Source organism: Sinanaerobacter chloroacetimidivorans, assembly GCF_018128545.1.
GTDB lineage: Bacteria > Bacillota > Clostridia > Peptostreptococcales > Anaerovoracaceae > Sinanaerobacter > Sinanaerobacter chloroacetimidivorans.
The window spans coordinates 1-25,493 of record NZ_JAGSND010000023.1 but is presented as its reverse complement, the minus strand read 5'-3'; the positions used below and the strand labels follow the sequence as shown (position 1 = coordinate 25,493).

At 42.2% G+C, this 25,493-nt stretch carries 22 protein-coding genes and 16 tRNA genes; 36 read left to right on the top strand and 2 right to left on the bottom strand.

What is annotated here, in order from left to right:
- The first annotated feature begins 18 nt into the window (after positions 1-18).
- From hslV to KCX82_RS20490, 25 genes are all read left to right on the top strand, one after another.
- Positions 19-558 (top strand): ATP-dependent protease subunit HslV, encoded by a 540-nt coding sequence (gene hslV / locus KCX82_RS20610; RefSeq protein WP_227020352.1) that lies wholly within the window; start codon positions 19-21, stop codon positions 556-558.
- Positions 559-571: 13 nt separating this feature from the next.
- On the top strand, positions 572-2,005 hold the full coding sequence (hslU, locus tag KCX82_RS20605; protein ID WP_227020351.1) for an ATP-dependent protease ATPase subunit HslU: 1,434 nt from the start codon (positions 572-574) through the stop codon (positions 2,003-2,005).
- Between the two features lie 208 nt (positions 2,006-2,213).
- The gene (gene codY, locus KCX82_RS20600) at positions 2,214-2,993 is read left to right on the top strand and encodes a GTP-sensing pleiotropic transcriptional regulator CodY (protein ID WP_227020350.1); all 780 of its coding nucleotides are present in this window, start codon (positions 2,214-2,216) and stop codon (positions 2,991-2,993) included.
- A 117-nt stretch (positions 2,994-3,110) separates the two neighbouring features.
- Positions 3,111-3,785 carry a sporulation protein YunB gene (yunB, locus tag KCX82_RS20595; protein ID WP_227020349.1) on the top strand — a complete coding sequence of 225 codons (675 nt, stop codon included), beginning with the start codon at positions 3,111-3,113 and terminating at the stop codon, positions 3,783-3,785.
- Between the two features lie 110 nt (positions 3,786-3,895).
- Positions 3,896-5,200, top strand: coding sequence for a GTPase HflX (hflX, locus tag KCX82_RS20590; protein WP_227020348.1), 1,305 nt, complete (start codon positions 3,896-3,898; stop codon positions 5,198-5,200).
- Positions 5,187-5,822, top strand: a complete 636-nt coding sequence (locus KCX82_RS20585; protein WP_227020347.1) for a YigZ family protein — start codon at positions 5,187-5,189, stop codon at positions 5,820-5,822. Before hflX ends, KCX82_RS20585 begins: the two co-directional genes overlap by 14 nt.
- Positions 5,823-5,924: 102 nt before the next feature.
- Positions 5,925-5,999: transfer RNA gene (locus tag KCX82_RS20580), tRNA-Asn, on the top strand.
- A 114-nt stretch (positions 6,000-6,113) separates the two neighbouring features.
- Positions 6,114-6,189 (top strand) — tRNA-Val (locus tag KCX82_RS20575).
- Between the two features lie 4 nt (positions 6,190-6,193).
- Positions 6,194-6,270: transfer RNA gene (locus KCX82_RS20570), tRNA-Asp, on the top strand.
- A 23-nt stretch (positions 6,271-6,293) separates the two neighbouring features.
- Positions 6,294-6,368, top strand: a tRNA-Thr gene (locus tag KCX82_RS20565).
- Positions 6,369-6,402: 34 nt separating this feature from the next.
- Positions 6,403-6,487 (top strand) — tRNA-Tyr (locus KCX82_RS20560).
- A gap of 8 nt (positions 6,488-6,495) precedes the next feature.
- Positions 6,496-6,570, top strand: a tRNA-Gly gene (locus KCX82_RS20555).
- A gap of 5 nt (positions 6,571-6,575) precedes the next feature.
- A tRNA-Gly gene (locus KCX82_RS20550) sits at positions 6,576-6,649 on the top strand.
- Between the two features lie 6 nt (positions 6,650-6,655).
- Positions 6,656-6,732: transfer RNA gene (locus KCX82_RS20545), tRNA-Arg, on the top strand.
- A gap of 13 nt (positions 6,733-6,745) precedes the next feature.
- A tRNA-Gln gene (locus KCX82_RS20540) sits at positions 6,746-6,821 on the top strand.
- 3 nt (positions 6,822-6,824) lie between these two features.
- Positions 6,825-6,900, top strand: a tRNA-Lys gene (locus KCX82_RS20535).
- Between the two features lie 37 nt (positions 6,901-6,937).
- Positions 6,938-7,026 (top strand) — tRNA-Ser (locus tag KCX82_RS20530).
- 46 nt (positions 7,027-7,072) lie between these two features.
- Positions 7,073-7,164: transfer RNA gene (locus KCX82_RS20525), tRNA-Ser, on the top strand.
- A 3-nt stretch (positions 7,165-7,167) separates the two neighbouring features.
- Positions 7,168-7,243 (top strand) — tRNA-Trp (locus KCX82_RS20520).
- A 50-nt stretch (positions 7,244-7,293) separates the two neighbouring features.
- Positions 7,294-7,370 (top strand) — tRNA-Pro (locus KCX82_RS20515).
- Between the two features lie 15 nt (positions 7,371-7,385).
- Positions 7,386-7,462, top strand: a tRNA-Ile gene (locus KCX82_RS20510).
- A 10-nt stretch (positions 7,463-7,472) separates the two neighbouring features.
- Positions 7,473-7,548: transfer RNA gene (locus KCX82_RS20505), tRNA-Phe, on the top strand.
- Between the two features lie 610 nt (positions 7,549-8,158).
- Positions 8,159-9,508 carry a transaminase gene (locus KCX82_RS20500; protein WP_227020346.1) on the top strand — a complete coding sequence of 450 codons (1,350 nt, stop codon included), beginning with the start codon at positions 8,159-8,161 and terminating at the stop codon, positions 9,506-9,508.
- A gap of 216 nt (positions 9,509-9,724) precedes the next feature.
- Positions 9,725-11,701 carry an S-layer homology domain-containing protein gene (locus KCX82_RS20495; protein ID WP_227020345.1) on the top strand — a complete coding sequence of 659 codons (1,977 nt, stop codon included), beginning with the start codon at positions 9,725-9,727 and terminating at the stop codon, positions 11,699-11,701.
- A gap of 148 nt (positions 11,702-11,849) precedes the next feature.
- A complete protein-coding gene (locus KCX82_RS20490) occupies positions 11,850-12,434 on the top strand; it encodes a thymidine kinase (protein ID WP_264373347.1) in 585 nt (194 codons plus the stop codon).
- Here the strand turns inward: KCX82_RS20490 and mnmL are convergent.
- The gene (gene mnmL, locus KCX82_RS20485; protein WP_227020343.1) at positions 12,407-13,336 is read right to left on the bottom strand and encodes a tRNA modification radical SAM protein MnmL/YtqA; all 930 of its coding nucleotides are present in this window, start codon (positions 13,334-13,336) and stop codon (positions 12,407-12,409) included. The two genes, KCX82_RS20490 and mnmL, sit on opposite strands and share 28 nt — an antisense overlap.
- A 201-nt stretch (positions 13,337-13,537) precedes the next feature.
- Here mnmL and KCX82_RS20480 point away from each other — a divergent pair, with 201 nt between their 5' ends.
- From KCX82_RS20480 to rsmB, 7 genes are read left to right on the top strand one after another with little or no spacing between them, the layout of a single operon-like run.
- Positions 13,538-14,209: an epoxyqueuosine reductase QueH gene (locus tag KCX82_RS20480; RefSeq protein WP_227020342.1), complete on the top strand. Its 672-nt coding sequence runs from the start codon at positions 13,538-13,540 to the stop codon at positions 14,207-14,209.
- A 16-nt stretch (positions 14,210-14,225) separates the two neighbouring features.
- Positions 14,226-15,239 (top strand): aspartate--ammonia ligase, encoded by a 1,014-nt coding sequence (asnA, locus tag KCX82_RS20475; RefSeq protein ID WP_227020341.1) that lies wholly within the window; start codon positions 14,226-14,228, stop codon positions 15,237-15,239.
- Positions 15,240-15,251: 12 nt separating this feature from the next.
- The gene (gene priA / locus KCX82_RS20470; protein WP_227020340.1) at positions 15,252-17,267 is read left to right on the top strand and encodes a replication restart helicase PriA; all 2,016 of its coding nucleotides are present in this window, start codon (positions 15,252-15,254) and stop codon (positions 17,265-17,267) included.
- A 38-nt stretch (positions 17,268-17,305) separates the two neighbouring features.
- Positions 17,306-17,767, top strand: a complete 462-nt coding sequence (gene def / locus KCX82_RS20465; protein WP_227020339.1) for a peptide deformylase — start codon at positions 17,306-17,308, stop codon at positions 17,765-17,767.
- Between the two features lie 8 nt (positions 17,768-17,775).
- The gene (fmt, locus tag KCX82_RS20460; RefSeq protein ID WP_227020338.1) at positions 17,776-18,705 is read left to right on the top strand and encodes a methionyl-tRNA formyltransferase; all 930 of its coding nucleotides are present in this window, start codon (positions 17,776-17,778) and stop codon (positions 18,703-18,705) included.
- Positions 18,706-18,750: 45 nt separating this feature from the next.
- On the top strand, positions 18,751-19,464 hold the full coding sequence (locus tag KCX82_RS20455) for a zinc metallopeptidase (RefSeq protein WP_227020337.1): 714 nt from the start codon (positions 18,751-18,753) through the stop codon (positions 19,462-19,464).
- A 1-nt stretch (position 19,465) separates the two neighbouring features.
- Positions 19,466-20,764: a 16S rRNA (cytosine(967)-C(5))-methyltransferase RsmB gene (gene rsmB, locus KCX82_RS20450; protein ID WP_227020336.1), complete on the top strand. Its 1,299-nt coding sequence runs from the start codon at positions 19,466-19,468 to the stop codon at positions 20,762-20,764.
- Here rsmB and KCX82_RS20445 read toward each other — a convergent pair.
- A complete protein-coding gene (locus KCX82_RS20445; RefSeq protein ID WP_227020335.1) occupies positions 20,761-20,958 on the bottom strand; it encodes a hypothetical protein in 198 nt (65 codons plus the stop codon). The two genes, rsmB and KCX82_RS20445, sit on opposite strands and share 4 nt — an antisense overlap.
- A 58-nt stretch (positions 20,959-21,016) precedes the next feature.
- On the opposite strand from KCX82_RS20445, the gene KCX82_RS20440 reads away from it, so the two are divergent.
- From KCX82_RS20440 to rpe, 4 genes are read left to right on the top strand one after another with little or no spacing between them, the layout of a single operon-like run.
- On the top strand, positions 21,017-21,745 hold the full coding sequence (locus tag KCX82_RS20440) for a Stp1/IreP family PP2C-type Ser/Thr phosphatase (protein WP_227020334.1): 729 nt from the start codon (positions 21,017-21,019) through the stop codon (positions 21,743-21,745).
- Positions 21,746-21,760: 15 nt separating this feature from the next.
- The gene (gene pknB, locus KCX82_RS20435) at positions 21,761-23,719 is read left to right on the top strand and encodes a Stk1 family PASTA domain-containing Ser/Thr kinase (protein WP_227020333.1); all 1,959 of its coding nucleotides are present in this window, start codon (positions 21,761-21,763) and stop codon (positions 23,717-23,719) included.
- Positions 23,719-24,588 carry a ribosome small subunit-dependent GTPase A gene (gene rsgA, locus KCX82_RS20430; RefSeq protein WP_227020332.1) on the top strand — a complete coding sequence of 290 codons (870 nt, stop codon included), beginning with the start codon at positions 23,719-23,721 and terminating at the stop codon, positions 24,586-24,588. Before pknB ends, rsgA begins: the two co-directional genes overlap by 1 nt.
- Positions 24,589-24,633: 45 nt before the next feature.
- Positions 24,634-25,287, top strand: a complete 654-nt coding sequence (gene rpe / locus KCX82_RS20425; RefSeq protein ID WP_227020331.1) for a ribulose-phosphate 3-epimerase — start codon at positions 24,634-24,636, stop codon at positions 25,285-25,287.
- The last annotated feature ends 206 nt before the right edge of the window (positions 25,288-25,493 follow it).

The following is a 25,493-nucleotide window of genomic DNA, read 5'->3' as shown; positions in this document are numbered from 1 at the left end:
TTAAGGGAGGTAATTTAAATGGGACAATTCCATGCTACTACAATTGTAGCTGTTAGACGGAGTGAGAATGACATCTGCATAGGGGGAGATGGCCAGGTCACCATGGGTGAAAAAACCATCATGAAGCAGAAAGCGAAGAAAGTAAGAAAAATCTATAAAAATAGTGTAATTACAGGATTTGCCGGCTCCGTTTCGGATGCTTTTACGTTAACTGAAAAATTTGAAAAAAAATTGGAAGAGCATGCCGGAAATTTGAAAAGAGCAGCGGTTGCACTGGCCCAAACCTGGAGATCAGATAGAGCTATGAGAAATCTGGAAGCCCTGATGGTTGCAGCAGATAAAGAAAGTCTTCTGCTCATTTCAGGCAATGGGGAAGTCATCGAACCGGACGAGGATTTTATTGCCATCGGCTCCGGCGGAAATTATGCTTACGCAGCTGCCAACGCGCTGTTTAAACATACGGACATGAGTGCGGAAGAAATTGTCAGAGAGGCATTGAATATTGCTTCTTCTATTTGTGTTTATACAAATGACAATATTTCCGTTGAAAAGCTGTAGGGGGGAATGGAAAATGAGTACATTGTACAGTATGACTCCAAAAGAGATCGTAAAGGAGCTTGACAAATATATTATTGGACAAGACAGTGCAAAAAAATCGGTAGCAGTCGCACTGCGAAACAGATACCGAAGAAGTCTGCTTCCTGAGGAAATGAGAGAGGAAGTAACGCCTAAGAATATTTTGATGATGGGTCCTACCGGTGTAGGAAAAACCGAAATAGCGAGGCGTCTGGCCAAACTGATGGACGCGCCTTTTGTTAAGGTTGAAGCCACAAAGTTCACCGAAGTGGGTTATGTCGGAAGAGATGTGGATTCCATGGTCCGGGATCTTGTGGAAGCTTCCATCCGCATTACAAAGCAGAAAAGGTTGCAGGAGAAGTATTTCATTGCAGAGGAGATTGCAGAGGAAAAAATTATCGAAGCCATCATCCCCGGCAAGAAAAAAGCGCCTCAAAACTCCGGCGGCGTCAGAGGCCCCTTTGATTTTATATTGGGCGGAGGCTTTCAGGTAAATCAAAATCAGCAGCCGAAGCTGGATCAAAAGGATGAAGGCATCAATGAAAAGGCAGATGTTGAGCTGGCAAGAGAGCAGGTGAGACAGCAGCTGAAAGACGGTCTTTTGGAAGAACAATTTATTGAGATTGAAGTTAACGAAAGTCCAAAGGGAAATAACCTGGATTTAGGCAATGAAGCCATGAGCATCAGCATCGGAAATATATTCGGTGATATGATGCCGCAAAAAAAGAAAAAGAAGAAAGTCAGAGTAAAAGATGCCAGAAAGATCCTGAGAGAACAAGAGGCGCAAAACCTCATCGATATGGATCAGGTAACAGTGGAAGCTTTGGAAAATGCCGAACAAAACGGCATCATCTTTATTGATGAAATAGATAAAATTGCTTCCGGATCAGGATACCGTTCCGGGGCGGATGTGTCCAGAGAAGGAGTTCAAAGAGACATTCTACCTATCGTAGAAGGCAGTGTCATCAATACAAAATACGGTCCTGTGAAAACAGACCATGTATTGTTTATCGGTGCCGGAGCATTCCATATTTCAAAGCCGACGGATCTAATTCCGGAGCTTCAGGGTAGATTCCCCATCCGTGTGGAGCTGGAAAATCTAACGAAGGAAGCTTTTATTCAAATTCTTACCGTGCCGGAGAACGCACTGATCAAGCAGCATAAAATGTTGCTTGAGACGGAAGGGATTAAGGTTACCTTTACCGATGATGCAGTGGAGGAAATCGCTACCATGGCCTTCCTCACCAATGAGCAGCAGGAAAATATCGGTGCCAGACGACTCCATACGGTAATGGAAAAACTGTTGGAGGATATCTCCTTCAATATCCCGGAAATGGACCAGGATGAAATCATCATAGATGAAGAATATGTGAAAGATAAATTTATAGATCGAATTCATGCTGATGACATCGATAAATATATATTGTAATTTCATTATCAAGGCACAGGAAATCGATTCCTGTGCCTGAATATTTCATGATCAAAAGGAAAAATTTGATTTGAATTGTGCCAAAATAAGAAAATTTTTTGAAATATCAAAAAAATATGTTTTACAAGACAAATAATTAATATATAATATTGACGTTCGGATAAATAAATTAAGAATTACAAAGATAAATGCAGGATGGAGGATAGATATGGGGAAGGACATACTTTCAAAGGTAAGGAAATTAAACTGGGTTTTGCAGGAAAGTGCATCCGGTGTATTTTCATTTAATGACTTATGTGGAATTTTAAGTGATTTGATGGATGCAAACGTGTATATTGCAAACAGAAGAGGAAAGGTAATCGGCGTTCATTATAAAATAAAATCTGACAGCTCAACCATTACGGATCCTGAAACAGGAAGTGAAAAATTTCCCAATGAATACAATGAAGCACTGCTGAAAGTAGTGGAAACGGAAGCGAATTTGAAAGCAGAAGAAGCTTTGGAAATTTTTAAATATGATTACGATACTTATGATAAATTGCATACCATTATTCCGATTCTCGGAGGCGGACAAAGGCTGGGAACTTTGATCCTGACCAGGTATAAGCCGGAATTTTGTGATGAAGATTTAGTTTTGGGTGAATATGGTGCTACCGTAGTAGGACTAGAAATACAGAGAAGAAAAACTTTGGAAATAGAAGAGGATGCAAGAAAAAGAGCTGTTGTTCAAATGGCAATCGGTACTTTGTCCTATTCGGAAATCGAGGCCGTACAGCAAATCTTCACGGAACTCAAAGGAAACGAAGGACTTTTGGTGGCAAGCAAGATTGCGGATCGTTCAGGAATCACCCGCTCCGTCATAGTGAATGCTTTGAGAAAACTGGAAAGTGCCGGTGTTATAGAATCCAGATCCTTAGGTATGAAAGGTACTCATATTAAGATCCTGAACGGAAAGTTCATGGAAGAACTTAGCAAGCTAGAAATGTAAGAAAGTATGAAATAGGAAAATCAACTAAAGAAAATTTCTTGTATGATAAAAATTTCATAGCGGATGGAACAAATAGCTCCCAAGTGTCATATCCTGATATTACTTGGGGGTTTTTTCATGAGGCGCAGAAAATACAAAGACAAGCAGAAAAATGGCAAGTGGTTCGTATGTCTCATACTGCTTATTGTCATGTCCATTTACAGTATGGTTTTTACTGAAAAAATTGTAAAACCCAATATGGCAGCAATCGCAGAAGTAAAAGTGAAAGCAATGATTACCCAGATTGTGAATGAAGCGGTACATGATCAATTTGTATCAGATGCCGGTGTTCTCGATTTATTGACGATAAAAACGGATAATGAGGGTAATATATCTTTTGTACAGTCCAATACCCTTGCAATGAATCAGCTGGCTACCGGTCTCACCCAGAAGGTGCAGGGCAAATATAAAGTGACGGATCCGATGACGGTAAGTGTACCTATGGGAAGCATCCTGGGAAGCCAAATTTTGTCCCAAATCGGGCCTTACATAGAATTAAAGGTTCTGCCCATCGGCATGTCCAAAGTCAACTTTAAAACGGAATTTGAGAGCACAGGGATCAATCAGACCAAATATAAAGTGTTTCTTGAAATGGACAGTCAGGCCAGGGTGCTGGCACCTTTTTCCATCAATAATATCAATGTTCAGAGTACCATCCTGGTAGCGGAAGCTGTAATTGTCGGAGAAGTTCCGAACAGTTACATCAACGTTCCGAAAGAAAGTATCATGGATGCTACGAATAATGTTGAGTAAGAATCATAAAGCATAATAATGAGTAAAATATAATTATTTAAAAAGAATGCTATAATTTATTGCTAAAATTTATTATAATATTACTTGATAATATATAAAGAGGTGTTTGTTTGAGATTTAATGATGAAAACGAAATTATACAGGAAGAGTCTTATCGAGGTATTTTGGTAGGATTACAGATATCAGAGGATATTTCCTATTCCATGGCCGAACTGTGGGGACTCGCTGAAGCTGCCAGAATCGAAGTAGCCGGTGAGATGATACAGAATAAGGAACGTCCCAATACCGCTACCTATTTAGGAAAAGGGAAAGTGGAAGAGTTGGCGGAAATGGTTGTGAATATGGAAGCGGATACCGTTATTTTCAATGACGAACTTACCGGAATGCAGCTCAGAAACCTGGAGGACAAGCTTCAGGTGCGGGTTATCGACAGAACCATTCTGATTCTGGATATCTTTGCATCCAGAGCCGTATCCAGAGAGGGTAAGCTCCAGGTGGAACTGGCGCAGCTACAGTATCGTCTGCCCAGGCTTACCGGTTTCGGAAAAAGTCTGTCCAGGCTGGGAGGCGGTATCGGTACGAGGGGCCCCGGAGAGAAAAAGCTGGAAACGGATAGAAGACATATTTCCAGACGAATGGATGACATAAAACAAGAAATTCAGGAAGTAAAAAATAACCGTAATGTTCAGCGGGCCAAAAGGCAGAAATCCGGCATTCCTGTGGTGGCTTTAGTAGGCTATACCAATTCCGGAAAATCCGCCTTAATGAACCGTTTTCTGCAGCTGGCAGAAAAAGATGAAAAAATTGTCCTGGAGAAGGATATGCTCTTTGCTACGCTGGATACGGCACAGAGAAACATTAAGCTGGACACGAATCAGGAGTTTATCCTGATCGATACGGTAGGATTTGTCAGCAAGCTCCCTCATTCCCTGATCAAAGCATTTAAAGCCACACTGGAGGAAGTCGCTTATGCGGATTTGCTTCTTCATGTCGTTGACGCTTCCTATGCAGATCACGATTTTCATATTGCCGTGACAAATCAGGTATTGAAGGATATAGGAGCAGGCGATAAGGACAAGCTGATGGTTTACAATAAAATCGATATTGCTCAGGAAACTCTGAGCCTGCCCAGCAATGGAGAACAAAGCTTATATATTTCGGCAAAACGCGGAGATAATATTGATGAACTAATTGAAAAAATCAAAGAAAAACTTTTTTCGGACCGTGTTATCGTGGAATTGCTGGTTCCTTATCAACGAGGAGATATTTCTTCCTACCTGTGTGAAAAATGTAAAGTATTGAAAATGGAATATCGTGGAGAAGGAACCTTCTTTCAGGCAGAACTGTCCAGGGCAGATTATGGCAGATTATCGGAATTTGTGGTGGAGCAGGAGACGATAAATGATTCGATATAAGACGATAATGAAGGATGGAACCGCTGAGCAGATCATTGATAAATCAAGATTTATTGGATATGTGAAACCGGTGGAAACTCGAGAAGAAGCAGAAGCATTTGTAGCACAAATAAAAAATAAACATAAAGACGCCACTCATAACGTTCCGGCCTTCATTATAGGAGATCAGTTTCAATTGCAATGGGCAAGTGATGACGGAGAACCTCAGGGTACCTCCGGAGCTCCTATTGTTCAGATGCTGGTCAAAGAAGGTATTACGAATCTGGCATTGGTCATTACAAGGTATTTTGGAGGAATAAAACTGGGGACCGGCGGTCTGGTAAGGGCCTATACGAGCACGGCAAAGCTTGCAGTCCGGGATGCCGGAATTTGTGCCGTAAAAGAAATGTATGTCATGGCAGTAAAGCTTGACTATACCTTCCATGGGAAACTGCAGAATCTGTCTTTGAAACATAAGGCATTTCAGATCAGAAATACCGTATATGAAGACGCTGTTACAGTGGAATTGTCGATGGATCCCGATCAGACAGCGGAAGTAAATGCATTATTATCTGATTTGACCGGAGGAAATGCCGAAATCTGTTGGGAATCAAGGGAATTGGCGAAGGTTTTGGAAGAATGATGTAAATATTTTAAATTATTAAGAATTTATCGTTGACATGTAAATATTCCTGTGCTAAGATAAAACACGGCTCACAAAAAAGGAGCTTGAATAAAACAGCGTTCCAAGGTAGCTCAATGGTGGAGCACTCGGCTGTTAACCGATAGGTTGTGGGTTCGAGCCCCACCCTTGGAGCCAATTTAAAAAACTGAAGCAAAAATAAAAACTTAAAAAAATAAAAAAATGGTATTGACACAGAACGACAAATCATGTATAGTTAATAAATGTGTCAAGTAAATAAAAAACTTGCCGGGGCGCATAGCTCAGCTGGGAGAGCACCTGCCTTACAAGCAGGGGGTCATAGGTTCGAGCCCTATTGCGCCCACCAAATTGGCCTGGTAGTTCAGTTGGTTAGAATGCCAGCCTGTCACGCTGGAGGTCGTCGGTTCGAGCCCGATCCAGGTCGCCATTTTAAAAAAGTAAAGTTTATATGCTGGAGTGGCTCAACGGTAGAGCAGCTGATTTGTAATCAGCAGGTTGGGGGTTCGATTCCCTTCTCCAGCTCCATTGATAAACTTAATTCTTTGAAAACTTAATATTTGGAGGGATTCCCGAGTGGCTAAAGGGGGCGGACTGTAAATCCGTTAGCGGAGCTTTCGGTGGTTCGAATCCACCTCCCTCCACCAATTAATATGCGGAAGTGGCTCAGGGGTAGAGCATCGCCTTGCCAAGGCGAGGGTCGCGAGTTCGAATCTCGTCTTCCGCTCCAATTTTGCGGATGTAGTTCAATGGTAGAACTTCAGCCTTCCAAGCTGATAGCGTGAGTTCGATTCTCATCATCCGCTCCATTTTACGGGCTCATAGCTCAGCTGGATAGAGCAACGGCCTTCTAAGCCGTGTGTCCGGGGTTCGAATCCCTGTGGGCTCGCCAATTTTTTCGAGAATGGGGTATAGCCAAGCCGGTAAGGCAACGGACTTTGACTCCGTCATTCGTAGGTTCGAGTCCTGCTACCCCAGCCATAAGACCCATTAGCTCAGTCGGTAGAGCACTTGACTTTTAATCAAGGTGTCCCGCGTTCGAATCGCGGATGGGTCACCAATTATATAAAAAATGATGGATGTAGTAGAACTCATATGGAGAGGTGTCCGAGTGGTTTAAGGAGCTGGTCTTGAAAACCAGTGACTCCGCAAGGGGCCGTGGGTTCGAATCCCACCCTCTCCGCCAAAATAACCTCACATATACTAAAATGGATTTGGATCGAACTTTTCATGGAGAAGTACTCAAGCAGGCTCAAGAGGACGGTTTGCTAAACCGTTAGACCGGGTAACTGGTGCATGGGTTCGAATCCCATCTTCTCCGCCATATAGGGGCATAGCTCAGTTGGTAGAGCAGTGGTCTCCAAAACCACGTGCCGTGGGTTCAAGTCCTACTGCCCCTGCCAATTTATGAATCAGGTTCTTGGGTCTAAACTAATAGTGAGAGTACACTTATCGGGGTGTAGCGCAGCTTGGTAGCGCAACTGGTTTGGGACCAGTGGGCCGCGGGTTCAAATCCTGCCACCCCGACCATTATAGAATCCTTAGGGGCCATTAGCTCAGTTGGTCAGAGCGTCCGGCTCATAACCGGCAGGTCCGGGGTTCAAGTCCCTGATGGCCCACCATTTATATCATGCCCAGATAGCTCAGTAGGTAGAGCAGAGGACTGAAAATCCTCGTGTCCTTGGTTCAATTCCGAGTCTGGGCACCACTTGAAACCTTCGAGGACGATTGAATTAGCAACGTTTTCGGAGGATTTTCTTTTTTTGTATTCTTTTGATTTTTCTCAAAGCCTTCCCGAATGGTATTTACCTGCAAATGAAGCAGTTCATATATCCTGTTGATTTATTTGTATGATTAACGTAAACTTAAATCAGTTTAAGCTTTTATGAATATTACGACCAATAAATTACAATCCAAAAGCGCCTGCATTGCTGCAGACGCGGAAAATCAAGGTGATTAATATTTAATTATTTGTTTTGAAAAGAACTAATTATGGTTAAAGGTGTTTGTGGTTCACAACCATGGTATATATTATGACTGTTGCTTTGGAAATGTTACATAGAGGAATCAGTTTCTAAAGCCAATCTTCAGTTATTCATACTCATTGAAAAAAAACGATCCAGCCGATAATCATCAGGATGGTGATGGATGCTGTAATCGCAAAAACAAGTTCTGATGTTAATCTTTGTCTCATAGAAACACCCCCTTCTATCCTTCAATATAGCCCGATCTTTAGCATGTAACTATCACAGTCAGGTTAAAAGCAGGTAAAATTTAAGTAAAAAGGTAATCTTGAGTTTGATGAAAGGAAAATAACCATGATTAACAGGAAAAAACTGCAGGAACAATTATTACTTGAACGGGAAGTCTACCTGACCTCTCACCAGAATTCATACCAAAATAAATCGAAAAGAAGTGAGGTATTGCTTTACAATGCCCCTATGAACTGGATGCAGCAATGGCCTTTGGCATACCCGATTACAATAGAATCAGGATGTCAGCATAAAGTGACTGATATTGACAGCAACGAGTATATTGATTTCTGCCTGGGTTACAGTGCGGCGTTTCCCGGACACGGCAGCAAAGATGTTTCAAAGCTGCTGCATGAGCAAATGAACAAAGGAATGGTATATACCATGCCAAGTTCCCTGGATGCTAAGGTTGCCGGTCTTCTGAAAGAGCGTTTCGGACAGGATTTCTGGGGTTTTGCGCTAAGTGCCACAGATGCCAATCGATTTATGATCAAACTTTGCAGAGCTATAACAAATCGAAAGAAAATACTTGTATTTAATGGCTGTTACCATGGAACTGTTGAAGAAGCTTTTGCTATGGGAGAAAATGGAGAAACGAAAACAAGAGAAGGAAATATCGGAATTGGCGTTGAAACATCCAGGACAACCGCTGCCATTGAATTTAATAACCGAGCTGCTTTGGAACAGGAATTAGAGAAGGGAATTTATGCCTGCCTTTTACTTGAGCCTGTCATGACAAACTGCGGAATTATCCATCCAATGGAAGGTTATCTGGAACAGGCAAAGGAACTATGCAAAAAAAATGGAACCGTATTTATTATCGACGAAGCCCATACCATTACCACAGACTATGCCGGTTATGCGAAAAAACACAATCTTGAGCCTGATGCTCTAATTTTGGGAAAGTGTATCGGAGGAGGCTTCCCGGCAGGAGCTTATGGTGTCAGTGAAAGCATAAAAAATAAAATTGATGAAATCATAAGAGTAGAATACTCGGATACCAGCGGGATCGGCGGCACCATGACCGGAAGCATAATGGCTATGTCCGGAATCAAAGCTGCTTTGACTTATGAATTAACAAAGGAGAATTTTATCCGGGCGAATGCGAATACCGATATCATCGTTAAGGGAATGGGAGAAATCATAGAGAAGAACCGTTTGGAATGGTCTATCGCCAGACTTGGTGCCAGATTTGACATCTGGTTTGCCAAAACTCCTGGAAAAGATGCTTCCGAAGCCTTCTCCCAGCATGACGAAGTCCTGTATGAATATCTTTTTACAGCACTGGTGAACAAGGGCTATATCATGTCGCCTTACTGGAATCTGTTAGGCAGCGTATCTCCCTATCTTTCCGAGGTGGAGTGTCATCAATACCTGCTTGATTTTGAGGAAGCAGTAATGAAAATAATCGATTAATAGCTGAAGTGCGGAGACTCGGTCCCATCGGAATCGAGTCTTTTTTTAATATCCGTTGTTTCATTGTGTTGTAATCTGTTCCTTTCTGAAATGTTTCCCTGCAAAAACAGGAAATTTGTATCTTTTATTCTGTTGAATCCATGTACGATTCAGGTGGATAATAGTTATGATAGGGTGCTTGCCGCCCGAAAGGGGAAAAATCAGGGGGAAAAAGGGATGTTTAAAATACCGGATAAAAAAGGTGTATTCGTTATTGTTTTTTTGTTGGCTGCAATGATGACCTTCAATAACTATACATTCGTCGAAAATACTTTTGCTGATAATACCGCTGACGCTGAAGAGTTGTATAAAACCGGGCCGATTTTGAGTAAAGGGGCTTCTGTAAAAAACGGCAGTCAATGGGAGGTAATGCTTACCATCGATGGAAATTCCCAATATGAAAAATCGGATGTGGTGCTGATTATAGACAGATCAAAAAGCATGGCTGAAAACGGAAAAATAAAAGAGGCCAGAAAAGCAGCAACAGCCTTTGTGGATCATTTGCTGCAGGAAGATAACGACAATCGTATCGCATTGATCTCGTTCTCAGATAAAGCTGAAATACTGGAAAATTTCACAGGCTATGAGGATTCACGGGAACTGAAAAAGGCCATTAGCAGCATTAAGGCGTCGGGCAGTACCCATATCCAAGCAGCTATTTATGAAGCTGAAAAGCTTCTTTCTTATTCCGATGCTGATTTAAAATCTATCGTTCTTTTAGGCGACGGTGAACCGAATTACAGCTTTCGTATTACCGGAGTAAAGGGGATTTCTGCCAACAGCTGCAAGACGGTAAATGGGCTGCATACATTCGATATAGCAGAGAACAATCCCGTCATTACCTCCGTAGACGTTTCACAAACGGTGGGCAGTGGTTCAAATTACTTGCTTTCATACATAGAAAAATACAAAATAAGCTGCCCCCACGGTTATATTAAATATTCCAATTTTCCATTAAACCATGGTACTGCTACTATTTTTGAGGCAGAAAAAGCCAAGGCGGCAGGTATTCATATCTATTCTATTGCATTGGGGCAGGAATCGGATCTTTATGGGGTATTAGAGAAATGCCAAAATGCAGGATATTATAAGCTTGAAGACAATGAGCTCAGCCAACTGGAATCTGCTTATCTCTCCATTGCCGGAAATATCCTGTCTCAAAAGGTAGAGGGCGTTGTGGAAGATGTTATCGGAAAGTATTTTGAATTGGTACCGGGTACCATCAAGTATTCACAAGGGTCTGCCCGCTATGATGAAGCAGCAGGAAAAATTATATGGAATACAGGCTCAATCTCTGGAGAAGAAAGTGCGGAGTTATCCTATTTGATACGATACAAGGGAACAATTTCTCCTGGAGATGATCAATGGTATGAAACCAATGAATGGGCTAAGTACTTTTACACCTGTGAAAACGGCCAACAGAGAGTCGGTATTTTCCCGGTTCCGATGGTAAGGCTGACCGAGAATCTGGATACCATGAAAGAATTGCCCAAGTTGTCAAAGGAAGACCATTTTGCTTATGTAAACGGATACCCTGACGGCACGGTAAAACCTCTTGATCCGATCACCCGTGAAGAATTAGCCGTTATTTTCTATCGGCTGATGACCGATGAATGCAGAGAGACCTATAAAAATACGAAAAATTTCTACGTTGATGTTGAACCAGAACGCTGGTCTTTTGAAGCAATCAGTACGTTGACCCAAGCAAATGTATTGAACGGCTACGGTGACGGCACCTTTCTTCCGGACCTTCCCGTAACCAGAGCAGAGTTCGCTTCCGTGGCTTCCAAGTTTGATCATTTGGAAAACTCTGATACCAATCTGTTTTCCGATATCAGCGATCATTGGGCCAGGAAGGTCATCAATTCAGCATCTCTGAAAGGCTGGATCAATGGCTACGGTGACGGCAGCTTTCAGCCGGATCAGCCTATCATCAGATGTGAAGCTATGAAATTGATCAATGAAGTACTGGATCGGAGAGTGGATGCGAAGGGGATATCCGAAAATGCGGTGAAATGGATTGATAACCCCGAAGAAGAATGGTATTACGAAATTGTTATGGAAGCCACCAACAGTCATGATTATGAAAGAGCTGACAAACCGAAATCTACGGAATCATGGACAAGGGTCAAAGGACCCAAGGGAAATCAGTAAGTTTTGTAAGGATATAAAGTGAGCTTTGGAAATAAATGGACTAAATATGTTTATTTGTTTCCAAGGCTCACTTTACTTCTGCCCATGGATTCCTATTGCTTTCCTGTCCATATTTCGATAGAATAAAGGAAGTAATAATACAGGAGGAATGATTGTGGCACAATTATATTACAGATACAGTACCATGAATGCAGGGAAGTCCATAGAACTGATCAAGGTTGCATACAACTATGAAGAAAGAGGGAAAAAAGTACTTGTTTTGACACCCAGTGTCGATGACAGATACGGGGTCGGTGTCATTGCTTCCAGAATCGGTGTGACCAGAGAAGCCGTCAGCATCAATGAGGATACCAATATTCTGGAATTGTTCATGAGAGAAAGTAAAAAAGAGCCAATAGACTGTGTGCTGGTAGATGAGTGCCAATTTCTGAAAAAGCACCATGTCCAGGAATTGGTCGAAATTGTTGACAGTTGTGATGTCCCGGTACTCGCATATGGGTTGAAAAATGATTTTAAAAATGAACTTTTTGAAGGTTCCTATTATATGTTGGTTTACGCAGACAAAATAGAAGAAATTAAAACCATCTGCTGGTGTGGAAGAAAAGCTACCATGGTTGCCAGAATCGTTGACGGCAAATTTGTCAAAACTGGGGAACAGATTCTGGTAGGAGGAAATGACATGTATATCTCCCTCTGCAGAAAGCATTATAACGACGGCAGATTGGGAGAATGACAGTAGATTCCCTGATAGCTGCCGCGCAGTTTAAATTCTTTATAGATTCCGTTCAAGACAGACCGCTTTTCATATCCCCAGTGGGGTGCCAGCAGCAGATGCCTTGGCGCATCTGCGGTAACGCGGTGGATGGTAATCCGCTGCGGGATTCTTTCCAGTACATCAACCACCAGGCTGATGTATTCTTCTTTTTTGGGAATATGAATTCGATCCGGATAATATTCGGCAAGTTTTGTACCTTTCAATATATTCATAAGGTGCAGTTTAATCCCGAAAATATCTTTTTCACAGACATAATTTACAGACTGGTGCATATCTTGTTGTGTTTCGCCGGGCAGTCCCAAAATCAAATGAACCACAGTCTTGATGTCTCGTTTTTTCAGATCTGAAACAGCCTGATCAAAAACAGACAGCGAATAACATCGGTTGATAAGTTTTGCCGTGTTTTCATGTATGGTCTGAAGCCCTAATTCAACCCATAGGAAGGTTTTTTCATTCAGCTCCGAGAGAAGCTCCAGGACCTCTTCCGACAGGCAATCCGGCCTGGTAGCTATGGCTAAGCCAATGACATCGGGATATTCCAAAGCCTGATAAAACTTTTCCCGCAGTACCTGAACAGGGGCATAGGTATTGGTATGACTTTGAAAGTAGGCGATATACTTTCCGGTAGGCCATTTCTTTGACAATAAAGCGATTTGATCCGGGATATTGCTTGCAAAGTCTCCGGACCCTTCGGCGGAACAGAAAATGCAGCCTCCAGTACCCTTTGTTCCGTCTCTGTTCGGGCAGGTGAAGCCGGCATCCAGGGACAGCTTTATGATTTTGCAACCGAAGATTTTTTTCAGATAACTGCCTATGGAGTTATAATATTGATCGCCAAAGGGATTCGTCAAGAGATTCACCTCAGATTTCCTGAAAATTAGGCGCGTATATGCATTTGGACATTTGCACCGATTCAAATATATGATATAATGAACGCTAGCCATTGAGATGCAGCGTTTCTGAAAGGAAGCGTTCATTGAATCATAAATTGCTTACCAATTTATGATATAATAGATTGTTATAAATGTGAATCAAAAACTTTTGAGGAATGAACAAAACCTATGAAAAAAGAGAAAACACAGGATTGTATTACCGAGAGAATCGAAGGCAAAAGTTCTCATAATGAGCACTTTATAAGCTTAAACGATATCAATGAATTGCATCAGGCCAAGCCGGCAATTTTGCTACATAGCTGCTGCGGCCCTTGCAGTACTGCGGTTGTGGAAAGGCTTAGCGGTACTTATGATATTACCATTTTTTTCTATAACCCGAATATAACCGATGAAGAAGAGTACCAGAGAAGAAAATCGGCACAAATCGAATTTATTGAAAAGTATAACAGCCGAAAAGATTCGAAGGACAGACTTGCTTTTTTGGAAGGACCTTATGAGCCCAGCGTGTTTTATCAGTCCGTATGCGGCCTGGAAGCAGAACCTGAGGGAGGAAGGCGCTGCACCGTATGTTTTCAGCAACGGCTTGAAAAAACTGCGGAAATCGCCTGTATTTCAGGCTTTGACACCTTTACCACAACCCTGACGGTAAGTCCCCATAAAAATTTTGACTTGATCTATAAGCTGGGAATGAATCTGGGGATGCGTTACGGTCTTACTTTTTTAGGAGAAGATTTTAAGAAAAGGGCCGGATACCAAAGGTCTATAGAACTTTCAAGAGAATATCAACTGTATCGACAAAACTATTGTGGCTGCGAATTTTCTAAAAACAATTCAAAATAAATGGAGGAGAAACAAGATGGCAAAAGGATTATTGTTACCGGGAGGTTATACGCCTGTTCTTGACCCAATGGAGAGTCAAAGGGCGATCAAAAAAATTAAGGATTTTTTTCAGCAGGAACTTGCTTACGGACTGAATCTCAGAAGAGTTACAGCTCCTTTATTCGTGATACCGGAAAGCGGCCTGAATGACAATCTGAATGGAGTAGAAAGAACAGTATCCTTTACCTTGAAGGATATGGATGAGAGAAAGGTTGAAATCGTCCAGTCCCTTGCCAAGTGGAAGAGAATGGCTCTCGGTAAATATGGAATTGAACCCGGAAAAGGGATTTACACCGATATGAATGCCATCAGAAGAGACGAAGAACTGGATAATTTGCATTCCGTATATGTTGATCAGTGGGACTGGGAAAAATCCATCCGTAAGGAAGACAGAACGGAAGAATATTTAAGAGAAACGGTCATTACCATCTATAATGCGGTAAAAAATCTGGGTGACTATGTGAATAGGATCTATCGGGATTTGCAGACGGAGCTTCCCAACGAAATATTTTTCATAACAACTCAGGAGCTGGAAGACCTGTACCCCGAATTATCACCGAAAGAGAGAGAAAATAAAATAGCGGAAGAGAAAAGAGCTGTCTTCATTATGAAGATAGGCGGTCTACTGGAGTCCGGAATCAAGCATGACGGCAGAGCTCCGGATTATGATGACTGGGAATTGAACGGAGATATCGTGCTCTGGAACGAAGTATTGGGGATTGCCTATGAAATCTCCTCCATGGGGATTCGTGTGGATGAAGAGGCTATGAGCCGGCAGCTGAAGTTTGCTCAGTCAGAAGATCGTATGGAACTGCCTTTCCATAAAGCAATCCTGAACCGTGAACTCCCTTACAGCATCGGCGGAGGAATCGGACAATCCAGACTCTGCATGTTTTTCCTGAGAAAGGCACATATCGGAGAAGTGCAGGTTTCTGTCTGGCCCGAAGATATGATCAAGGAATGCCAAGAGAATAAGATCTTTTTATTATAAGCAAGGAATCTTATGAAATATGTAAATGTAGTAATTGATAATAATAACGACAATACCGACAATCTTTACACATACCGCTGTGAGGACGATACGGTTCAAGTAGGGACTAAGGTTTTGGTCCCTTTTGCAAAAGGAAACCGTATCAAGGATGCCTATGTATTTCAAATCTTGGACCGAATCGATGAAGGATTGAAAGGAATCAAAACCATCGTCGGCATCGATCCTGAGATTTCTTTAAGCGAAGAGGCTGTGGCTGCCTGTGTCTGGATGAAAAATCGATACTTGTGCAGATATATCGATGCCGTAAATTGTTTTACACCCTCAGGCACTTCGTCAAAACGCGGAAAGATCAGAACTCCCTATAAAGATTTTACAGGGGAACCCAATGATAGAAAACCGCTTACCGAAGAGCAGAAAAATGTCATGGAGGCAATTATCCCTTCGCTGGAACAGAATGAACACAAGGTATTTCTGATTCATGGTGTAACCAGCAGCGGAAAGACGGAAATTTATATGAGAGCCATCGAAGAGTGTATCAAGAAAGATAAAACGGCAGTTATGCTGGTTCCTGAAATCTCATTGACCACTCAAACCATCGAACGGCTGATGGGCCGATTTGGTCACGGTGAAATTGCAGTACTGCATAGTAAACTGTCTTTGGGAGAACGATATGACGAGTGGATGAGAATCAAGAGAGGGGAAGTGAAAATCGTAATCGGAGCCCGGTCCGGTGTCTTTGCTCCCCTTACCAATATAGGCGTAATCATCTTGGATGAAGAGCATGAGACCACCTATAAATCTGATATGACTCCTAAGTATGATACCATTGAGGTGGCCGTAAAGCGGGCGGAACTGAATCAGTCGGTGGTCCTGCTTGGAAGTGCCACACCTTCGCTGACTTCTTCTTATAGAGCAGACCGAGGAGTATATCAAAGGCTGTATTTACGGGAACGATACAATAAAGCGCCTCTTCCTGCGGTGGAGATCGTGGATATGAGAGAGGAACTGAAAAGGGGCAACAAAACGATGTTCAGCGTGGCCCTTTATCAAGAGATGAAACAGTGCCTGGAGAAAAGACGGCAGATCATCCTTTTCTTAAACCGACGGGGATACTCTACTTTTGTTTCCTGCAGGAGCTGCGGATATGTAATGAATTGCAAAGAGTGCGGCATATCACTTACGTTTCACAAATCCCTAGGAGAAGCAGTCTGCCATTTCTGTGGGTATCATGAAAAAATACCCAGCCTTTGTCCGGAATGCCATGGGAAGTATATCAAGCATTTTGGCACCGGTACGGAGAAGGTGGAGGAAGCGGCAAAGGAACTTTTCCCCGATGCCGTTGTGGATCGTTTGGATTTGGATACAACCACAAAAAAAGGCAGTATCGATAAGATTTTAAATAATTTTAAAAAGGGCAAAACTAATATATTAGTAGGGACTCAATTGGTTGCGAAAGGGCTTGATTTTGCCAATGTAAGCCTTGTTGGGGTCGTTTCTGCAGATATCTCCCTGAATGTTCCGGATTTTCGTTCGCCTGAACGTACCTTTCAGCTGATTACCCAGGCTGCCGGCAGAGCGGGAAGGGGAGAAAACCCTGGTAAGGTCATTATTCAGTCTTATACACCGGAGCATTATTCTATTGCTGCGGCGGCAAAGCACGATTACCAGGCTTTTTATCAGAGAGAAACATTAATCAGAGAGCAAATAGGGTATCCTCCATTCAGCGATTTGATTCAGATCATCCTGTCCTCGGAAACAGAAGAAGAAGCTCAAAAAGGCAGTGAAAAGACAGCGTTAGAGTTCATAGCCAAGGCAGGCCAGGAGGAAGAAAAATACCTGCTGGGACCAAATCCTGCTCCCATGAATAAAGTAAAAGGTCTGTACCGGTATCAGCTGCTGATAAAATGTATGCCGGAAAAAAGAGAATTTTATTTTCAGATTTTGAATGAAATCAAATTGGGTATCAGTACCAATAAGAATGTGAAATATCTTATTTCAATCGATATCAACCCATATAGTTTTTTATAGATAGAAAAATGATGCTAAGTATAAAAGGAGAGAGATGAATGGCTTTACGAAATATCGTAACAGAAGGAGACGACATTCTAAGAAAACGAGCGAGAGAAGTATCGGAAATTGATGAACGCATAACCATGATCCTGGATGACATGCTGGAAACGATGAGAGCTCAAAATGGTGTAGGAATTGCAGCACCCCAGGTAGGCATTCTGAAAAGGATGTTTATCGTTGAGGTCGATGACCAGGTAATGGAGCTTATCAATCCTGAAATTGTTGAATCAGATGGTATTCAGCTGGAAGAGGAAGGCTGTCTGAGTATTCCCGGAAAGGTAGGCACGGTGGAAAGACCCTCTTATATCAAAATGAAGGGGCTGAACAGGGAAGGCAAAGAGGTTGTCTATGAAGGCAATGGTCTTCTTTCTATTGCACTGAGTCATGAATATGATCATCTCAACGGTGTCTTATATATTGACAAAGCTATTGATTCCAGGGATCTAATTGAAGAATAGGTGATGCTATGAAAATTATTTATATGGGAACCCCTGAGTTTGCGGTTCCGCCATTAAGGATACTTTGTGAAAAGGGCTATCAGGTGGAACTTGTGGTAACTCAGCCCGATAAGGCCAGAGACCGCGGAAAAAAAGTTCAGTTTCCTCCTGTTAAGGAAGAAGCGCTGAAATATCAGCTTCCGGTAATCCAGCCTGAAAAAGTGAAGGATAATCCTGAGTTTATCAGTGAAATTAAGGCCTTGGAACCTGATTTGATTGTGGTTGCGGCCTACGGAAAAATATTGCCGAAAGAACTTCTTGAGATTCCGAAATATGGCTGTGTGAATATTCACGCTTCCCTGCTGCCTAAATATCGGGGAGCAGCTCCGATTCAGAGAAGTATCATCGATGGAGAGGAAAAGACAGGTATCACCCTGATGTATATGGAAGAAGGACTGGATACCGGAGATATGATTGCTTCAAAAAGCACAGCCATCGACAGAAAAACGGCGGCACAGCTCCATGAAGAGCTGGCGGATCTTGGGGCTGAACTTCTGGCCGAAACGCTTCCGGAATTTGAGAGCGGAAAGATCGTCAGAGTCAGACAGGATGACGGTAAAGCCTCCTACGCTCCGATGATCTTCAAAAAAGATGGACATATTGATTTTACCAAAAGCCCGAAAGAAATTGAACGTCTCATCAGAGGTTTATGCCCATGGCCTGGCGCTTATGCCCTTTACAAAGGGGAACAAATGAAGTTCTGGCAGGCAGAAGTCCTGGATGAAAAAAACGGTAGTCTTCCCGGCACCGTAACCAAGGTATCCGAGAAAGGAATTGAGATCGCAGCTGGGGGGAAAACGCTGCAGATCACGCAGATCCAGATACCCGGGAAAAAGGCAATGTCTGTAGCAGATTTTTTAAAGGGGAATAAATTTGAACCTGGTATTATTTTAGAGTAATCACAGGGTACGGGTAAGAATGGTAAGGAGAAAGGATAGAGAATAATGTATTACGGTTTATTTGGGATATTTGACCCGACAATTTTGATATTGATACCGGCGATGATCTTTGCTTTTTATGCACAGAGCAAGGTTAATTCAGCCTATAACCGATATGCGAGAGTAAGAAACAGGAGCGGTATGACCGGAGCGGCAGCTGCCAGAAGAATTCTTGACAGCAATGGACTTCAAAACGTCCCTGTGGAAATCTCCAACAGAAGACTTTCGGATCATTATGACCCCAGGAAGAAGGTTTTGAGGCTTTCACCTCAGGTTTATAATGAGCCGTCCATTGCATCTGTAAGTATTGCTGCCCATGAAGCCGGGCATGCGATACAGCATGCAAAAAGCTACCAGCCCCTTCGTATTAGAAATGCCATAGCACCGGTTGTATCTATCGCATCCAACCTTGCCTGGCCGATTCTGATCGTAGGCCTGTTTATCATTTATGGCGGTGATCTGGTTCAGGGAAACCTGATTTTTAATATAGGTATATTGCTTTATGCTTCTGCCGTTGTTTTTCAAGCGATTACTCTGCCTGTTGAATACAATGCAAGCAACCGTGCTATTGAACAGCTGAATCGCTTGGGCATTATTTATTTAGAGGAAACTGAGAGTGCAAAAAAAGTTCTGTCAGCGGCTGCTTTAACTTATGTTGCTGCTCTGGCGGCTACCATTGCAAGTCTTCTCAGAATTTTAGCGCTAAGGGGGCGTAATTAAAATGGATGCGAATAGAAGAACTGCTTATTATACACTACTGGATGTAGAATCAAAAAAATCATACTCCAATATCGCTTTAAACCATCATATTATTACTGGAAAACCGGACTCACCCGCTTTTGTCAGAGAACTTGTCTATGGTGTTCTGGAGAATAAAATTTATCTTGATTATATGATTGGTCATTTTGTGAAAACACCGGTTGCAAAAATGAAAACAAGCGATATCACCGTACTGCGAATGGGATTTTATCAATTGAAGTACATGAATTCCGTACCGGAATATGCGGCGGTCAATGAGAGTGTCTCTTTGGCCAAAAGATTCTGCAAAGGAAGAGAAGGCTTTGTAAATGGTGTTCTGCGAAGCTTTATCCGGGAAGGAAAGGAAGTCGCTCTTCCCGATCGGGAAAAGGATCTCGTTAACTTTTTTTCCATAAAATATTCTTATGAGCCTTGGATTGTAGAATTATGGCTGGATCAATATGCCGTGGATTTTGTAGAGGAGCTGCTTGCTGCGGGAAATCTGACTCCGGATCTGGTAATTCGAGTGAATACGCTAAAAACCTCAAGGCAGGATCTGAGACGAAGAGTCGCCTCAAAGGGCTTTGAAGTGAAAGATGGATATCTATGCAAGGAGGCCCTTCATGTAACCGGTGGAAATCTTCTCAGTGGTCCTCTTTATAAAAACGGATTCTTTTCCGTTCAGGACGAAAGTTCTATGCTTGCAGTGAATATTTTGGATCCGAAGCCGGGCGAATTGATTATGGATGTCTGTGCAGCTCCCGGTGGCAAATCCTTAGCAATTGCAGAAAAAATGGAAAATATGGGTGAAATTACATCCTGGGATATCTATAAAAGGAAAGTTGCTGTTATCGATAAAGAAGCCGAACGGTTGGGGATTAAGATCATTACAACGAAAACCTGGGATGCTACCAGAGTAGACTCCTCCATGATAGAAAAGGCTGACAGGGTCATCGTGGATGCGCCATGTTCCGGGCTGGGAGTGGTGAGACGCAAGCCGGAGATAAAATATAAAAAGCAATCCAGGGAAATCAGTGAATTGCCAAAAAAACAGCTGGCAATCCTGTCCGCATCTTCAAAATATGTGAAGCCAGGCGGCGTATTGCTGTATTGTACCTGTACCATTTCTACGCTTGAAAACCAAAAGGTAGTGGGAGAATTTTTAAAGAAAAATCCTTCATTCCAGAAGGAAAGTGCCTTACAACTTTTGCCGAATATTAACAATACAGATGGATTCTTTATCTGCAAGATGAGAAAAGAAGATAAATTAATCAATGATTAATCTTCCAGTTTTGACATGCGGTAAAATATTTTATATAATATAATGATTCTATTGATAAAAACGGACAGCAGGGAGCGAAGCGAGTCGGAGGCGAAGCCGATGCCTTTTTTCCGCAGCGAAAGCTGCAATGGAAAAACGGACAGCAGGGAGCGAAGCGAGTCGGAGGCGAAGCCGATGCCCAAGGAAAGAATCATTGAATCCTCTTGGCAGCTTAGTTTATGATGTAACGCATCTGATTGGCGAGGGTAATATATGGCACAGATAGGATTTAAAACAGATAGAGGACGAAGGAGAGACAACAATGAGGACTCTCTCTTTGTCATGCCTGAACAAAATATTTATATCGTAGCTGATGGCGTAGGGGGTCATAACTCTGGCGAACTGGCAAGTATGACTGCTGTAAAAAATATAGCAGAGTACATAGTTGAGCATCCGGTAGAGAAAAGTAATGACGCTGAAAGCATTAGGGAATATTTTCAGCTATGTTTAAAGGCAGTCAATCAAACAATTTATCAAATGGCTAAAAATTCAAAAGAAAATGCAGGAATGGCAACAACCGTAGTTCTCCTGTATCTTTGTGATGACCAGGCTTATTGTATGAATGTGGGAGATAGCAGAGCGTATTTGGTCAGAGATGGCCGGCTTCGACAGATCACAGAGGACCATACCTATGTGAATGAGTTACTTAAGGAGGGCTCTATTACCCGCGCTCAAGCGGAGAACCATCCCCAAAAAAATATGATAACGAGGGCTTTGGGAGGAGAAGAAAAAATCCTTCCGGATTTCTATGTCATTCATTCTGAGAAAAATGATATCTTTATTTTGTGCTCCGATGGGCTTTACGGAGAAGTGGCCTCAGAGGAAATTTGCCGTTTGGCATCTAAGGCTGATTCCATGAGTGCTTTGAGCGCAGATTTGGTAAACCTGGCAAACAGCAATGGTGGAAATGATAATATCACAGTTGTTTGTTTAAAAATATAAACAGGAGGAGTCGTAATGAGTAGCAGAATACTTGCTGGAAGGTATGAATTACTTGAAAAAATAGGCGAAGGCGGAATGGCCGTCGTTTATAAAGCAAGATGCAGGTTGTTAAATCGCTATGTTGCAATAAAAATTCTGAAACCGGAATTTACTAAGGATTTGAAATTTATAGAGAGTTTTAGAAGGGAATCTCAGTCTGCAGCAAGTCTTTCTCATCCGAATATTGTAAATATTTATGATGTGGGCAAGGAAGGCAACATCTATTACATCGTAATGGAATTAATAGAGGGGCAGGTCCTCAGCGATCTGATCAAGAAGGAAGGCCCCATGGAATATCATAAAGCGGTTGAGGTTACGAAACAGATCGCTCTGGCATTGAGCTTTGCTCATAAGAATCACATCATACATAGAGATGTTAAGCCCGATAATATTCTCATAACCAGAGAAGGAACTGCTAAAATAACAGATTTTGGAATCGCTAAGGCGGTGAATACCGGTACCATAGTAGGAAATACGGGAACTGTCATGGGATCCGTTCACTATTTCTCTCCGGAACAGGCAAGAGGAGGCTATGTGGACGAAAAATCGGACATCTACTCTCTGGGAATCGTCCTTTATGAGCTTCTGACAGGAAGAGTTCCCTTTGATGCAGAGAATCCCGTAGCAGTGGCTTTAATGCATATGAACGACGATATGGTGCCGCCATCTCAATATGTTGCACAGCTTCCGGCGGATCTGGAAAACATTATTATGAAGGCCACAAACAAATATCAGATTAATCGGTTTAAGACCGCAGACGAAATGTATCACGCACTCAGCAATATGAATTATCACCTGACAGCCGGACCGGGAAATGGTACAAAGCAAACCTTCGATGCTACAAGAGTCATGGCTGCGGTAAACGGAACAACAGGAACAGTACAAAAGGAAAATACAGAGGAGCTTATTGGGGATATGAGAAAAAAGAACAAAAAAGAAAATAAACCGAAGAAAAGGGTTAAAATAAATAAAGTAAAAGTAGCTGCGATTATTTTGGCTTTGCTCTTTGCCATCCCTGCCAGCCATTTTATATTAACGGCTGTGGAGGGAATTGGTGCGGCAAAAGAAGTGACCGTTCCGGATGTAACCGGAATGACAGTTGAAGAAGCAACGGATGAACTGGCTAAGTTAAATCTGAAATGTGAAGTTCGGGATGAAGTATCCAGCAAGGAATTTGATGCGGGAGAGATCGTTTCTCAGGATCCGGTAGCTGAAATGACAGTGAAAGAGGGCTTTACCATTTATGTGAATGTCAGCAAGGGAGTGGCTGCCCGGGGAACGATTCCAAATGTAGTAAACAGAACTTCCAGCGATGCGAAATTTATGATCGAAAGCTACGGCTTTACAGTAGGGGATATAAAGACAGAAAACAGTGATCTTCCTAAGGATATTGTTATCAGACAGACCCCTGCCGGAGAGACTGAAGCGGCTCCCGGAACCGTTGTAGATCTGGTGGTTAGCCTGGGCAAAGCCATTGAACAGGTTCCCATGCCGAATCTTATGGGCATGGATGTAGATGCTGCCAGAACGGAGCTGGAGAAGAAAGGTTTATCTTTAGGAGCTGTAGGATACGAGATGAGTACTGCTTACGCTCAAAATACGGTGATGTGGCAGCAGAATGAGCCTGGCACGCTAATTGAGGTTGGTACCAAAGTAAACATCAAGGTCAGCACAGGGGATCAGCCTGCAGGTTCAAAAGCAATACCTTTAACTTTGGATTTCGGACGTGCGAATAATGAAGTATTTTATTTAACCGTTGTCATTTCCGATGAATCAGGTGTCAGAACTATCATTAACCGTGAACAGAAATTCAAGAGTGATGGCTCAGAGGTTCTGTCCCTTTCCGGAGACGGCGCCGGAACTGTAAAAGTCATTTTTGATAATGATGTTGTTATGGAAAAATCAGTAGATTTTAATACCGGGGTGCTAAATTAATGAAAGGCATTATCGTAAAAGGAATTGCAGGCTTTTATTATGTGAAAACTGAGAACCGAGTGGTTCAATGCAAAGCCAGAGGCATCTTTAAAAAAGATGGCACGATTCCTTATGTAGGTGATGAAGTTCATATAGAAATGATAGACGATGAAGAAGCGGTAATCAATGAAATCTGTTCAAGGAAAAATGTGTTTATCAGGCCTCCCATAGCCAACGTAGACTGTTTTATCATCGTGATTGCCGCAGCCAATCCGGATCCCAACCCGGACATTATTGACCGGTTTCTCGTAATGGCAGAGAAAAACCATACGGAAATCGTTCTGTGTATCAATAAAATTGATTTGGTCAGTGAAGAAAAACGAAGAGACATTGAAGCAATCTATCATGATATTTATCCTGTGGTTTCTGTCAGCGGAAATACCGGAGAAGGCATAGAGGAACTGAAAAAATATCTGAAAGATAAAAAAAGTGCTCTGGCGGGCCCCTCCGGTGCAGGGAAGTCCACGCTTTTAAACAAGCTTCAAACCGGCTTGTCGGTGGAAACAGGAGCCATTAGTAATAAAACCAAGCGAGGTAAACATACAACGAGACATGTTGAGATTTTTCAGCTGGATTTTGGAGGTATGATCTTCGATACTCCGGGATTTACTTCTTTTGATATTCTGGAAGCAGACGAAGAGGAGCTTCAATATTTGTATCCTGAAATCTCTGCCCTTGTTGGGGACTGCAAATACGATAACTGCCGCCACATCAAGGAACCGGACTGCCGTATCAGAGATGCGGTAAAAACCGGTAAGATCCACAGCTCACGATATGATTCCTATGTCAATCATTTTAAAGAAATACAGGAAAGAAGAAAGTACTATTAAGAGATACTATTCATTGAAGTTATTTACGAAAGAAAGGAATAAAAAATGATTCGATTGGCGCCATCTATTTTATCCGCAGATTTTTCAAGACTTGGCGAACAGGTTCAAACCATTGAAAGAGCCGGAGCTCATGTGATCCACGTTGATGTGATGGACGGACACTTTGTCCCGAATATCACTTTTGGTGCCGGCGTTATGAAGAGCCTTCTGGGGAAAACAAAGCTTCCTTTTGATGTACATCTGATGATAGAAAATCCGGACCAATACCTTGAAGATTTCGCAACGGATGATACAGAATTTATTACGGTGCATGCAGAGGCCTGTACCCATCTGCACAGAACCATACAGCATATCAAATCTATGGGAATCAAAGCTGGTGTTTCTTTAAATCCCGCAACGCCTTTAGATGTCCTTGAATATATTCTGGAAGACCTTGATCTTGTTCTGATCATGTCTGTAAATCCCGGTTTTGGCGGTCAGAAATTTATTCCCTCCGCACTTCATAAAATCAGAGAACTGAAAAAAATGAAGAATGAAAGAAATCCGAATCTGATCATCGAGATTGACGGAGGTATCACGCTCGATAATATCAAGGAAGTCACTGATGCAGGAGTAGAGCTGGTAGTAGCCGGTTCTTCCGTATTCGGAGCAGACGACATTGAAAAGCGAGTCGGAGAATTTTTAAATATTTTTAAATAAATACAACGGGAAACATAAAAACAGAATTCAAAATGCAGCCGCTGAATGGTGAGGAATCATGAAGCGGCTTTTCTTCTACCAAAATATTTATTAGTTTGTGAAACTAAGTTTGAATTTTTGTCTGATCAGCAAAAGGTCTAATTTTATGTGATAACGCAAAGCTGGTTCGCAGTTTTGATATTTTCATAACCTCATCTCATGATTTT